Origin of the sequence: Marinobacter sp. AL4B (assembly GCF_019916045.1) — a bacterium.
Classification (GTDB): Bacteria; Pseudomonadota; Gammaproteobacteria; order Pseudomonadales; family Oleiphilaceae; genus Marinobacter.
On sequence record NZ_JAILWZ010000011.1, the window covers coordinates 1,113,234 to 1,127,131 of the forward strand.

10 protein-coding genes are annotated in these 13,898 nt (G+C 55.7%); 6 read left to right on the top strand and 4 right to left on the bottom strand.

The genetic code is table 11. From position 1 onward, the window contains the following. Positions 1 to 34: 34 nt before the first annotated feature. The 4 genes from K5L82_RS09180 to K5L82_RS09195 form a co-directional block, all read right to left on the bottom strand. Positions 35 to 1,387 (bottom strand): sigma-54-dependent transcriptional regulator, encoded by a 1,353-nt coding sequence (locus K5L82_RS09180; RefSeq protein WP_133006309.1) that lies wholly within the window; start codon positions 1,385 to 1,387, stop codon positions 35 to 37. Continuing rightward, positions 1,384 to 3,198, bottom strand: coding sequence for an ATP-binding protein (locus K5L82_RS09185; protein ID WP_133007608.1), 1,815 nt, complete (start codon positions 3,196 to 3,198; stop codon positions 1,384 to 1,386). The genes K5L82_RS09180 and K5L82_RS09185 overlap by 4 nt, the downstream gene beginning before the upstream one ends. 94 nt (positions 3,199 to 3,292) lie before the next feature. Next, complete coding sequence (locus tag K5L82_RS09190) at positions 3,293 to 5,488, bottom strand: TRAP transporter permease (RefSeq protein ID WP_133006310.1); 2,196 nt, start codon at positions 5,486 to 5,488, stop codon at positions 3,293 to 3,295. 83 nt (positions 5,489 to 5,571) lie between these two features. Continuing rightward, positions 5,572 to 6,549: a TAXI family TRAP transporter solute-binding subunit gene (locus tag K5L82_RS09195; protein ID WP_133006311.1), complete on the bottom strand. Its 978-nt coding sequence runs from the start codon at positions 6,547 to 6,549 to the stop codon at positions 5,572 to 5,574. Between the two features lie 416 nt (positions 6,550 to 6,965). Between K5L82_RS09195 and betI the strand changes: the two genes are divergently transcribed. The 6 genes from betI (at position 6,966) to choV (ending at position 13,885) form a co-directional block, all read left to right on the top strand. Continuing rightward, a complete protein-coding gene (gene betI, locus K5L82_RS09200) occupies positions 6,966 to 7,562 on the top strand; it encodes a transcriptional regulator BetI (protein ID WP_223133893.1) in 597 nt (198 codons plus the stop codon). Beyond that, on the top strand, positions 7,562 to 9,025 hold the full coding sequence (gene betB / locus K5L82_RS09205) for a betaine-aldehyde dehydrogenase (RefSeq protein WP_223133894.1): 1,464 nt from the start codon (positions 7,562 to 7,564) through the stop codon (positions 9,023 to 9,025). The genes betI and betB overlap by 1 nt, the downstream gene beginning before the upstream one ends. Positions 9,026 to 9,088: 63 nt before the next feature. Next, a complete protein-coding gene (gene betA, locus K5L82_RS09210) occupies positions 9,089 to 10,756 on the top strand; it encodes a choline dehydrogenase (protein ID WP_316933382.1) in 1,668 nt (555 codons plus the stop codon). 34 nt (positions 10,757 to 10,790) lie between these two features. Beyond that, on the top strand, positions 10,791 to 11,723 hold the full coding sequence (locus K5L82_RS09215; RefSeq protein ID WP_223133896.1) for a choline ABC transporter substrate-binding protein: 933 nt from the start codon (positions 10,791 to 10,793) through the stop codon (positions 11,721 to 11,723). 138 nt (positions 11,724 to 11,861) lie between these two features. Then, positions 11,862 to 12,710 (top strand): choline ABC transporter permease subunit, encoded by an 849-nt coding sequence (choW, locus tag K5L82_RS09220; protein WP_223133897.1) that lies wholly within the window; start codon positions 11,862 to 11,864, stop codon positions 12,708 to 12,710. After that, on the top strand, positions 12,707 to 13,885 hold the full coding sequence (gene choV, locus K5L82_RS09225; RefSeq protein WP_133006317.1) for a choline ABC transporter ATP-binding protein: 1,179 nt from the start codon (positions 12,707 to 12,709) through the stop codon (positions 13,883 to 13,885). The genes choW and choV overlap by 4 nt, the downstream gene beginning before the upstream one ends. Positions 13,886 to 13,898: the final 13 nt, after the last annotated feature.

A 13,898-nucleotide genomic window follows, 5' to 3' on the forward strand; every position in this document is an offset into this window, starting at 1 on the left:
ACGGGATCAGTGCGGGTTACGCTCCCGCACTGACTCAATCTTTGAATTCAGCCTTATCCAGACCGTGTTTTTTCATCTTGTCGTACAGCGTTTTTCGGGCAATGCCGAGCGTCACCATAGTGTCTTTAATACTGCCCTGACATACATTGAGCGCACTCACGATAGCCGCCCGCTCAAACCCGTCCATCATTTCGGACAGCGTTTGCCTACCCGCTAAATGTCGGGTATCTGCACTGTCACTATCCTCTAACGCAGCAGGCCCCAACAGCACGTAACGCTCCGCCAGATTTCGAAGCTCCCGAACGTTGCCGGGCCAAGAGTGTTGCATTAATCGCGCAGCCTGGCGCGCGTCCAACGGCACACTCTCGCGGTCGTAACGGGCGGCAGCAATCAATGCGAAGTGATGAAACAATGTGGGAATGTCGTCTTTCCGCTCCCGCAGCGGCGGAATATCCACTTTCACTACGTTCAAGCGGTAATACAGGTCTGGCCGAAACTCGCCGTCATCACACAGCTTTTTCAGGTCAGCTTTAGTGGCCGCGATGATCCGAACATCCACATCCAGCACCTGATTACTTCCCAGACGCTCCACCTTCTGTTCTTCCAGCACGCGCAGCAGTTTGACTTGTAGCGGCATGGGCATGCTTTCCACTTCATCCAAAAACAAGGTGCCCTGGTGCGCGTATTCCACTTTACCGATACGACGCTTATCCGCTCCGGTAAAGGCTCCAACTTCGTGCCCGAACAGCTCACTCTCGATCAGGTTTTCCGGCACCGCACCGCAGTTGATCGCAACGAAGTTGTGTGCGCTACGCGGGCTACTCTCATGAATGTAACGGGCCAACGCATCCTTACCGGAGCCTGTCTCGCCGTGCAGCAAAATATTTGCCGAGATATCAAGAACCGGCTCCACCGTAGCCATCACCCGCTGCATGGTGGGGGAATCCCCCAATATTCTAGGCCCCGGCTTAGCCAGTTGTCGCAGTTGCGCTTTCAGCCGGCGGTTCTCCAGCGCCAGATTCCGTTTCTCCAGCGCGTGTTTCAGAAGCTCGATCAGCTCCTCGTGATCAAACGGCTTCTCGATGAAATCATAGGCCCCCTGCTGCATGGCCGACACCGCGGTGCTGATATCGCCCTGCCCGGTCAGCAGAATCACCGGAATGTCTTCATCGATGGTGCGCACGGCCTGCAGCAATTCCAAACCGTTCATGCCGGGCATGTTGTAGTCACTCAGCACAATGCCTTCGTATTCCGGCCCCACACTTTTGAGCGCCGACTCTCCATCGGAAAAACAGGCTACCGACATGTCTTCCAGCGCCAGCGTCTGCTCCATCACCATCCGAATATCGGGATCATCATCCACAAAGATCACTACCGGTGCAGTCATTCTTCTGCCCTACGCTGTTTCAGTTTCAGAACAAACTCGGCACCCGGGCCATCCATCCGGTTCTGGCCCGACAAACTGCCGCCGAGAGACTCTACAATTTGCTTCGAAATCGATAACCCCAAACCCAACCCCTGCTTCACCGATCGGGTTGTGAAGAACGGCTCGAATACTTGCTCCGTGTTCCGAGGCAAACCGTGACCGTTATCGCGCACCACGCAGCGCCAATAGTCACCCTCTGCAAGTATTTCCACCTGAATTTCCGGCTCTGTCCGTCCTTCCACGGCCTGAACGGCGTTGGCCATCAGATTCACCATCACCTGCTCAACCCGAATCAAGTCGCCGTGGCACACTGTGGGTGCATCCGGGCGAAGCCAGCGAATATTAATGCCGTCACTGCTGCTCTGCGCCGTTATGATCTTCAATGCCGCATCGACCGGTAACCGCAGGTCCACCAACGAGGGCGGCCCCTCGGATTTGCGCGCAAACACTTTAAACTGGCGAATCAGCTCCGCCATTTTGTCGCACAAGGTCACGATTTCCTGCAGGTTGGCATCGACCATGTCCCCTGCGCCGCGCTCCAGGAACTTTCGACTGTTACGGGCATAGGCCTGAATCGCCGTTAACGGCTGATTGATCTCATGGTTCAAGCCCGCTGACATTTGCCCAAGCACTGCAAGCTTGGCGGCCTGAATCAGTTCTTGCTGGGTTTCACGCAGCTCCGTTTGGGCGCTTTCCCGCTCCTGGATTTCCGCCAGCAATTGATCATTCGAGCGTTTTAGATCCACGGTGCGCTGGGCAACCCTGCGCTCCAGTTGCTCGCCCCGGGCCGCCAGTTCCCGCTCGCGTCTTTGCCGTTCGCGCAAGTACAGCCAAGTCAGGAAACCAGCAAGAAAGATCGCGGTACCACCCACCAGAAAGCCAATCCGATTCCAAAATACCGAGCGCGTGTCTGCGATGACCACCAGCCGCCAATCCAACCGCGGTAACCCGGCATTCAACGCCAGATAGCTTTGCTCCGAGTTGCTGTCTTTTATTCGCATTCGGGCTGCCTGCTCCGACAACACCCACGGACCATCCTGCAAACGAAAATCAACCGGTGTCAGGTCACGCTGGGGATAGCGCTGACGAATTTTGGAATTTCCGGCGGCATCGCCTGTTGGTGAAAAATCCCGGTACAGCCATTTTCGATTACTGGCCAGAAAGCTGATGCCGTCGCCATCCAACACCACCATTTCTGCTTGCCGTTGAATATCCGGGCGCTGCCAGTGGGATTCCAGCTCATGCACCAACACTTTGACGGCAACCACGCCCAGCACCTCACCCCGCGCCCCCCGGACCGGGTGGGAAAAGTATAGGCCGCGCTCAAGCGACATGGTTCCCAAAGCAAAATACACCACCGATCCGCCAGTATTCAGCGCATCGTAAAAGTATGGCCGGTATGAATAATTGCTCCCCACAAAGCTGTCGGGCTGGCCAAAGTTGTTCGCGGCAATCGCGAGACCGGTCAAATCCATCAGGTAGATGTCTGAGCCGCCCACGATTGTGGCCATGCGCTGCATTTGCTCATTGGCTTTGAGCAAGGTGATAGGGTCATCAGGGCGCTTGAGGGCTTCTGCCAATAAAGGATGTTCCGCGATCAACTCGGGAACGGGGATATAACGATTCAGTTCGTTGGCAACCAACTGCCGGTAACGGAAGGCTTCCTGAACACTGTCGCTCTCAAGCTGACGGTATCCAAACCAACCGCCGAGCACCCAAGAGGCCAACAAGGTGGCACTCAGAACGACAACAACACTGATCCGATAAAGCATGGGGGCGGGTTCCGGAAAAGCCTCTAGACTAACGTCCGGAACCCGGCAGGACAACCGGCTGCCATGCCTGTTGCCCTGCTTTGCCTTAATCACGTCAGGCCGTGGCCAGTCCTGGCGTACGCTTACGCTGAATCAGGAAGGCAATAACTGCCAGCCCAATACCCGCCAAATCGGTCCACATACCGCCTTCGATGGTCAGCAAAGCGGCCGCAACCAACAGCAAGCGCACCAAAACCGGGGCCGCGGATTTAGCGAACCAGCCCAGCACACCGGCAGACAACAAGTACACACCGAAGATGGCGGTAATCAGTGCCCGGGCAATCTCTACCCACTCAGCTTCCATCAACAGCGCACCGTTGTAGAAGAACATGAAAGGCACGATGAACGCCGCGATACCGATACGGAAAGACGCCACCGAGGTCGACATGGCATTGGCACCGGAAATACCCGCAGCCGCGTAGGACGCCAACGCAACCGGCGGTGTAATGGCAGATACCACGGCAAAGTAGAACACGAAGAAGTGTGCCGTCAGCGGCTCAATACCCAGCTGCACCAAGCCCGGAGCCACCACAGAGGCTGCTACCGCATAAGCCGCTGTGGTTGGCATGCCCATACCCAGCAAAATGGAGATGAACATCGCAAACACCAGCGCCAGCAGATTGCTGTGAGCTGCCACATCCAGCAACAACACCGAGAAGCGCGCACCCACACCGGTCAGTGAGATAACACCCACAATAATACCGGCGGCCGCACACACCACGATGATCTGGATAGACATGTAAGCCGCGATTTCAAAGGCCCGCAAAATCGACCGGATACCCATTTTATTGGGCGAAATCCAACTCACAACCGCGGCCGAAACCGTCGCCAAGGTACCGGCACGAATCACCGAATAGCCCTGAAACAACGCGACAATCAAGATAATGATGGGTGCGAACAAATACACCTGACGCGCCAGAACCTTCAGGTTCGGTAGCTCATCGCTGCGCATACCGCGCATGCCCAGCTTCTTGGCTTCAAAATCGACCATGAAGAACACAGACGCGAAATACAGAATCGCTGGAATAATCGCTGCAATGGCAATGTCGGTATAAGGAATACCGGTAATTTCCGCCATGATAAAGGCGCCAGCACCCATAATCGGCGGCATGATCTGCCCACCGGTAGACGCAGCCGCTTCAACCGCACCCGCAGATTCTTTGCTGTAACCCACACGCTTCATCAACGGAATGGTCAGCGAACCGGTTGATACAACGTTACCGGCACTGGTGCCGTTGATCATACCCATCAGACCAGAGGCAAAAATTGCCACCTTAGCAGGACCACCACGGGAACGGCCCGCAGCTGCAAACGCAAAATTCACAAAGTAGTCACCCACTTTAGAAGCCTGCAGGAACGCAGCAAAAATGATGAACAGAATAATGTAGGTGGAAGACACCGCGGTGGTCGGCCCCAAGATGCCCGCGTCGGTGTACACCTGGCTAAAGAAACGCTGAACCGACAATCCCGGATAGCCCAGAAATCCCGGCAGATAAGGACCTACAAACACGTAAGCAAGAAACACCAGCCCGATCACTACCAGAGCCATGCCCGCTACTCGGCGAGTCAACTCCATGATCAAGGCAGTACCCGCGACGGCCGCGAAAGAAATGCCCACTGGCGCGAATGCCGTGCCCGTGGTCATGCGCATAGAGGTGTTAAACACCACCAGCAAATAGGCGGCAACCGTAATCGAGCACACCACCAACACCAGATCCGGCACACTGAAACGAGCGCGATCACGCTGGTGAAACCAGCTCATCACAGTACCGATGCCCGTGGCTGCCAACAAAGGCCAACCAAAGTGCCAGGTTTCCAGTTCAGCGGGCACCCGAAACGCGCCAGCCTTCAACTGCAAATCAAAAGAATAGGTTTGGTACAACGCGTAAAAGGCTGGAATCAAAGCAACCGCGCTGATCCACGATGTCCACCTATGCCGAGCAGCGCCTTCTTCGGAGGAAACAAAGCGAGCACCCGCAAACAAGATAAAACCCAACACCAGAGCGCCGGCGACGTGCACAATCCGGAACGACCAGGTTTCCATGGGCGCTACGTTCAACGTGTACAAATGGAACACGGAATAAGCAACGGCCAGCATGATCACGAACTTTAACAGCAGCCCGGTAAACATGCGGCGGTTAGCCTCTACAGGCTCTTCGTCAACATCGTGCGCGAGTAGGTGATCTTCGTTAATCGTCAGGTTTTCAGCCAACGGCTTCTCGCCATCAGCGGGAAAATGTTCTTTGGTCATGATTGGTCCTGCCTATAAGAAGGCGTCTTTTCAGAAACAACCAAGCCCCGGAGGCGATAACACGCCCCGGGGCTCAAGCCAGATTACTTGATCGCGTCGGCTTCGATGGTGTAACCGTTTTCGTTAAACCAACGGGCAGCACCCGGGTGCCATGGCAGCACCGTGTTTTTACTGTAGTTTTCTGGAACAGAGAAACGTGCTGCCTTGTGGATAGACACCATCTTCTCGTTGTTTTCCATGGTCAGCTTGGTGATTTCATACACAAAGCTTTCCGGCATGTCGCAGTTCACCATGGCGAAGTTCCACATAGACACTACGCGGGAAGGCTCGTCCAGAGACTGGTATGTGCTGGCTGGAATCACAAACTCTGAAACCGGGAACTGATCAACGATCTTCTTGGCTTCTTCGTCGTTCATACCAATGATGTTTACATCGGTCTGAACTTCCAGCTGGCTAACCGCAGGGATCGGAATGCCTGCGGCAAACGCAACCACATCAATCAGGCCGTCCTGCAACTGGCCACCCAAATCCGACCAGCTACCGTTACGGCGCTTAAAGTTAACCCCCAGGGCCTCCATCATGCGCGGGAAGTAAGTGTCAGACGTGGAGCCGGCCGGGCCGAAACCGATGGTCGCACCGTCAGGAATGTCAGAAATGGATTCGATACCGGTGCTGCTCAGCGCCGTGATAGAGAACGGTGTCTCGTACATCGGGAACATGGCGCAAACATTGTCCATCTTCATGCCCGGTGCCAGAGGGCTTTCGCCGTCGCGGGATTCACGAGCCGGGCCCATGGTAGTCAAGCCGAATTTCAGGTCACCGGTATGGACCAGCGCCATGTTTTGCACGGGGCCACCTGTGATCTCAGCACCACCAGACACACCCAGGTTTTCCGCAACAAAATTTGCCCACCCAGAACCGTAGGCAAAGTAGGTGCCGCCTTGGCTTGCAGTGCCGACAGTGAAACTGTCCGGCCAGCCGGCACGGTCTTGGGCAACAGCCGGTGTTGCAGCGAATACAGATGAGGCGAACGCTGCCGCCACGATGGTCTGAAGATTCATAAAAAAGCTCCCGATGCGTTTTGTTAGTTCGGTGCAGACGAGGCCGACGTCGACCTCCTGAAACAAGTATCAGCAAACCTCGGACCACAAAACAAAAACCAATAAAAAACAACGCTCTAAAAACCACAACTGAAAACAAAACGCCGAAAATGGGTAGAAACCCACACACCCTCACAGACATTTGGGTCGAAACCCACCAACAGCACGGTTATCGCCGCCTTCGACCACATTCATTCGCCTTCTAAACAATTAAAAGCCTTAAAAACCACCTTGCAGGCCACAGATAGCCCCAAACATGACTAAAACCGTATTGCTTGGACGATTTGATATTTAGTCTTCAAACCATTACGCTTACCAAAATTGAACACCCATTCAATAAATTGAACACCCATTCAGTAAGAGCGGAGCCGGGCCTCATGGCAAGAATCGGAGTAGAAACAATTCGGCGTCAGCAACTGATTGATGCAACCCTTCAGGTGATTGAAGAGCATGGGTTTCAGGGCGCAACGGTCGGGAAAATCGCCGCGATTGCAGACTTATCGGTGGGCATTGTTAGCCATTATTTCGGCGGCAAGCAGGGGTTGCTCGAAGCCACAATGAGGCGTTTGCTGTCTTCACTGCAAAAAGACGTGTCGAAACTGATGGCGGACCGGCCCAACACACCCCGAGAGCGGCTGATGGCCATTGTCGATGCCAACTTCTCAGGCGTCCAAACCCACGCCCAGTCGTCGAAGACCTGGCTGGCGTTCTGGACCCAAGCCATGCACAGCCCGGACCTCATGCGCTTGCAGCGCGTGAACGAACGCCGCCTGCTCTCCAACCTAATGTTCTATTTACGCCAGCTGATGCCAGAGCCGCAAGTGCGCAGCACCGCTCAGACCATCGCGGCCTTAATTGACGGCTTCTGGCTTCGAGCGGCCATGAGTGAAGGCCGTATTGAACCCTCACAAGCCGTCACCCTGTGCAAAACCTATATAGACCAAGCCATTCAAGTAAATAACGGAGCTTCCTGATGACGCTGCCCATTTATCAATCGTTTATTAACGGCCACCCCATGGCCAACCAAAGCGGTGAGCGGTTTGATGTCGTGAACCCGGCCACAGGCAAAGTGATCTATCAGGTTGAGCAAGCCGACGAGTCGGTCATGAAGGCCGCCGTTGAAAGCGCCCGAAAGGGCTTTAAGGCCTGGTCGGCGATGAGTGGTTTGGAGCGAGGCCGCATTTTGAACCGGGCCGCCAGCATTCTGCGCGAACGCAACGACGCGCTTGCGATGATAGAAGTGCTGGATACCGGAAAACCCTGGCAGGAAGCCAGCGTTGTTGACGTGGTTACGGGCGCCGATTCAGTAGAGTACTTCGCCGGGCAGGCTTGCAGCATTACCGGCGAAAGTCAGCACTTGGGGGCAGATTTCTTCTACACCCGCCGCGAACCACTGGGCATCTGTGCGGGCATCGGTGCATGGAACTATCCACTGCAGATCGCCTGCTGGAAATCCGCACCGGCGCTGGCCTGCGGCAACAGCATGATTTTCAAGCCGTCAGAAGAAACCCCGCTGGGCGCGATCAAGTTGGCCGAGATCTACATCGAAGCCGGCGTACCGGCTGGCGTGTTTAACGTGATTCAAGGCGACTACCGAGTCGGCCAAATGCTGACAACCGAGCCCGCCATCGCCAAAGTTTCTTTCACCGGTGAAGCGAAAACGGGACGCACCGTGATGGCCGACTCTGCGTCATCATTGAAGTCCGTGACTATGGAACTGGGCGGCAAATCACCGTTGGTCGTGTTTGAAGATACCGACCTCGAACAAGCTGTGTCTGCCGCCATGCTGGGCAACTTCTACACGCAAGGCGAGGTCTGCACCAACGGCACTCGCGTCTTTGTTCAACGTGCAATCTACGACGCCTTTATCGACCAACTGGTGAGACGAACCGAGAACAACATCATCACTGGTGACCCCGAACACCCCGACACCAACTTCGGCTCTCTGATTAGCGCCAAGCATCGCGACTTGGTGATGAAGTACATCGATAGCGCGAAAGCTGAAGGTGCGCGCTTACTAACCGGCGGTAAAACTCTTCAGCCGGCTGGCTTTGAAGGTGGCTATTTTGTCGCGCCCACAATATTCGCCGATTGCACCGATGACATGACCATTGTGCGGGAAGAAATCTTCGGACCGGTCATGTCGATCTTGCCATTTGATACCGAAGAGGAAGTGATCAAGCGCGCCAACGACACCGAGTATGGTCTGGCCGCGGCGGTATTCACCACCGACACCACCCGTGCTCACCGCGTGATTCATCAGCTGGAAGCCGGCATTTGCTGGATCAACAGCTTTGGCGCCTCCCCTGCCGAAATGCCCGTGGGCGGCTACAAACTCTCTGGGCTGGGCCGCGAGAATGGCCGCGAAACCCTCGCACACTACACCCAGACCAAGTCGGTATACGTCGGCATGACCCCGCTTGAGGCTCCGTTCTGACACCGCCATTCCCACGAATATCGCTGCGGGCTGCTTGCCCGCATCCGTATGAAGGAGACAGCTTTGCAGTTTGATAACGAATTTGACTATGTGGTTGTTGGTACCGGCTCTGCCGGCTGTGTACTTGCGAACCGGTTGAGCGAAAGCGGCGATGAACAGGTACTGGTACTGGAAGCCGGGCGTCGTGACGACACCTGGAAAATCCACATGCCTGCGGCACTGATGTACAACCTCATGGACGACAAGTACAACTGGTACTACCACACCGAGCCACAAGAGCACCTCAACAACCGCAAACTGTACTGGCCTCGCGGAAAGGTCTGGGGCGGCGGTTCCACTCTGAACGCCATGGTATATATCCGCGGCCACGCGTACGACTACGACCGCTGGCACGACGAAGGTGCCAAAGGCTGGCGCTACCAGGATGTATTGCCTTATTTCCGCAAAGCCGAGAGCCGGGAAAAAGGTGCCGACGATTACCGCGGCGACAACGGCCCGCTAAACGTTCATACCGGCGACGAGCACAACCCGCTGTTCGGCGCATTCCTGGAAGCCACCAAACAGGCCGGCTACCCCTACACGGAAGACATGAACGGCTTCCAGCAAGAAGGCTTTGGCGAAATGGACATGACCATCCGCAAAGGCAAACGTTGGAGCGCCGCTCAGGCTTACTTACGGCCGGCACTCAACCGCCCGAACCTAACCACTGAAACAGGAGCCATGACCACGCGCATTCTGTTTGAAGGCGAAAAGGCCGTGGGCGTTGAGTACGTACAAAATGGCAAAATCATTCGCGTAGCCGCCCGAAAAGAAGTCATTGTCAGCGGCGGCGCTATCAACTCGCCACAACTGTTGATGCTCTCGGGCATCGGTGCAGCCGATGAATTGCAAGAGCACAACATTCCTGTTGTGGCCGACCGCCCGGGCGTCGGTAAAAACCTACAGGACCATTTGGAAATCTACGTCCAGCATAAGTCGATCCAGCCGGTTACTCTGTACAAGTACACCACCCAGCCCGGCAAAACCCTCGCGGGCATGAAATGGTTCCTGAACCACGATTGGGGTGCCTGCAGAACGGCGCACCTGGAAGCCGGTGGATTCATTCGTTCCGAAGCGGGGGTACAGCACCCAGACATTCAGTACCACTTCTTGCCGTCGCAGGTGATTGACCACGGCCGAAAAGATGCTGAATGCCACGGTTATCAAGCCCACGTTGGCCCTATGCGCCCAACCAGCCGCGGTTTTCTGAAGTTGAAATCCGCCAACCCGACGGATCACCCGATGATCGATCCGAAACTACTCAGCACCGAACGAGACCGTTGGGAAATGCGGCAAAGCATCAAACTGACCCGGGAAATATTCGCCCAGGCAGGTTTCGATCCATTCCGGGGCGAAGAACTCCGTCCAGGAGCCCGCGCCACCACGGACGAAGACATCGATGCCTTTGTCCGGGAATACGCAGACAGCGCTTACCACCCATCGTGCACCTGCAAAATGGGTGCAGCTGACGACCCTATGGCGGTTGTTGACGAAGAAGCCCGGGTGTACGGCGTGAGCAACCTACGCGTGGTAGATGCCTCCATCATGCCGAGTGTGGTTAGCGGTAATCTGAACGCACCCACCATCATGCTGGCCGAGAAATGCGCCGATCACATCCTCGGTCGCGAACTGCTACCACCCTCGTCAGCCCCCGTGTGGGAGCACCCTGACTGGAAAAACGCACAACGATAACGACGTGACAAAAAGCCAAGAAAGGAGAACGACCATGAAAAAGATTATGTTGGCCTGTGCTGGCCTCGCAATGAGCGGAACTGCTGCGGCAGCCCCGACCGCCGAATGCAAAGCCGTTCGTTTCGCCGACGTCGGCTGGACAGACATTACCGCCACCACGGCACTCGCTTCCGAAGTACTAAAAGGTATGGGCTACGAGCCGAGCGCCAAAGTTCTGTCTGTACCCGTCACCTACCGCTCTCTTAAAAACAAAGACATCGACGTATTCCTGGGTAATTGGATGCCAACGATGGAAGGCGATGTGCGCCCATATCTGGAAAGCGGCGACGTTGAAAACGTTATCACCAACCTGGAAGGTGCGAAATACACCTTGGCCGTCCCTCAGTTTGTGTACGACGCAGGCGTAACAAGCTTTGCGGATATCGCCAAGCACGCTGACGAGTTCAACGAACGCATCTACGGCATTGAACCCGGCAACGACGGCAATCGACTAATTCAGGAAATGGTAGATCAGGACGCCTTCGGTCTGGGCGACTTCCGCGTAGTTGAATCCAGCGAAGCCGGCATGTTGTCGCAAGTCAGCCGCTCAGTTCGCCGCAATCAGTGGGTGGTCTTTCTTGCGTGGGAGCCGCACCCGATGAACGCTAACCACGATCTGGCGTATCTGGACGGCGGTGACGACTTCTTTGGGCCAAACTACGGTGGCGCGACGGTTCGTACCAACGTTCGTGAAAACTATCTGAATGAATGCCCGAACGTAGGCACCCTGCTGACCAACCTGAAGTTTTCCTTGACCATGGAAAACGAAGTGATGGGCGCCATCCTGAACGACGGCGAAGACCCGCGTGATGCCGCCAACGCCTGGCTGTCCAACAACCCGGACGTGCTGACTAGCTGGCTTGACGGCGTCACCACTCTGAACGGCGAAGACGCGCTGCCTGCGGTGAAAGCTTACCTAAAGCAGTAAAGCCCGGTGTGTTGACCCCACAACACCGCAGCTTTCACAACCACGCCCCGGGCTGATGGCCCGGGGCGCTTGATCTGAATTACCGACACCACTCATTTCCCGTGCCGGCTCTGCCCGCACCTAAAAAGACAGAAAACCATGAACTGGATAACTGAGCATCAACTGCCTTTCGGCGACTTCATGGAAGACGTTGTTGATTTTCTAGTCATCAATTTCAGCGGCTTTTTCGACGCTGTATCCGAAGGCTTACAAAGCATGATTCATGGGCTGACCGACGCCCTTCTATGGATACCGCCTGCTGCCCTTGTATTGCTGTTAACCGTGGCGGCCCACCTCCGTCATCGCCGCTGGGGGCTCACACTATTTACCGCCGCCAGCTTCTTGCTGATCTGGAACATTGGCTATTGGGAAGACACCATGGCCACCTTGTCATTGGTGCTCTACGCCACGCTGCTGTGCATAGTCATCGGCATCCCTCTGGGCATTTATGCCGCCCACAGCCAATGGCTCTACAAATTCCTACAGCCAATGCTGGACCTTATGCAAACCATTCCGCCGTTTGTCTACCTGATCCCTACACTAACGCTGTTTGGTCTGGGCGTGGTACCCGGCGTCATTTCCACCGTCATTTTTGCCATTGCCGCACCAGTGCGATTGACCTACCTCGGCATTTCCCAGGTTCCAACCGAACTAGTTGAAGCCGGTAAGGCCTTCGGCTGCACCAACCGGGAACTGCTGTTCAAGGTCGAACTTCCCGCCGCCATGAGTTCCATCGGTGCCGGTGTGACCCAGTGCATCATGCTGTCGCTGTCTATGGTCGTGATCGCTGCACTGGTTGGGGCCGATGGCCTGGGCGTTCCGGTTGTCCGCGCGCTGAATACCGTCGATATCGGCAAAGGTTTCGAAGCCGGACTGGCCATTGTACTGCTGGCTATCTGGATGGACCGTTTCTTCCGCCAACGTAATGCTGGGGAGCCTTCACAATGATCGAATTTGAAAACGTCAATGTCGTCTTCGGCAAACAGCCTCAACAAGCATTGCCGCTGATTGATCAAGGCCTCGATCGTGCGGAAATCCGCGACAAGACGGGCTTGGTGGTGGGCGTTCAGAACGCCAACCTTAGCGTCAAAAAAGGCGAAATTTGCGTACTGATGGGGCTTTCCGGCTCCGGAAAATCCAGTCTGCTACGCTGCGTTAACGGCTTGAACGACGTCACCAGCGGCGCTATTCGCATCCAACACGACGGTGAGATGGTGGACTTCACCCAAGCCAGCGAAAAAGTACAGCGCGATATCCGTACCCGGCGCATCTCCATGGTATTCCAGAGCTTTGCTCTGATGCCTTGGCTGACCGTTGAAGACAACGTGGCCTTCGGCTTGGAACTTCAAGGCATGAGCAAAAACAAACGCCGGAAAAAAGTCGCACGCCAATTGGATTTGGTTGGCCTATCGGCCTGGGCCAAGTGCCGCCCGGACGAGCTTTCCGGTGGCATGCGCCAGCGTGTCGGGCTTGCCCGGGCATTGGCCACCGAATCCGAAATCCTGCTGATGGACGAGCCCTTCTCCGCACTCGATCCGCTGATCCGCCACCAGCTGCAAGATGAGTTGCTGAGTTTGCAGGACGAACTACAGAAAACCATCGTGTTCGTGAGCCACGATTTGGACGAAGCCCTCAAGCTGGGCTCCCATATCGCGATCATGAAAGATGGCCAGATCGTTCAACACGGCAAGCCCGAATCGATCGTGCTGCACCCTGAAAACGATTACGTCAAAAGCTTCGTAGCCAGCACCAACCCACTCAACGTTCTGGCGGCTCGTTCGCTGGCCCTGCCGATTGACGAGATTCAGGAAGATGCTCAAGGCAATCGTTGCCTGAACAAGCGCTACGACATATGGCTGCACACGCCCGAATCAGCGGAAAAAGCGGTTGTTACCAGCAATGGCCAAACCTTTCAGACCCAACCCTGGCAAGAAGGACAAGCCATCGATAGCTTAGCCAAGCAGCCGACACGCATCGCCCCAAACACACCACTGCGAGATGCCGTCGAAATTCGCTACTTCACCGGCCACAGTCTGTTGGTTGAAGAAGGCGGACAAATCACCGGCGCCATCGGCGACCGTGAGCTTTACCACGCCATGCTTGGGAAGCATCTGGACGACTAATCGTTAGCCTACC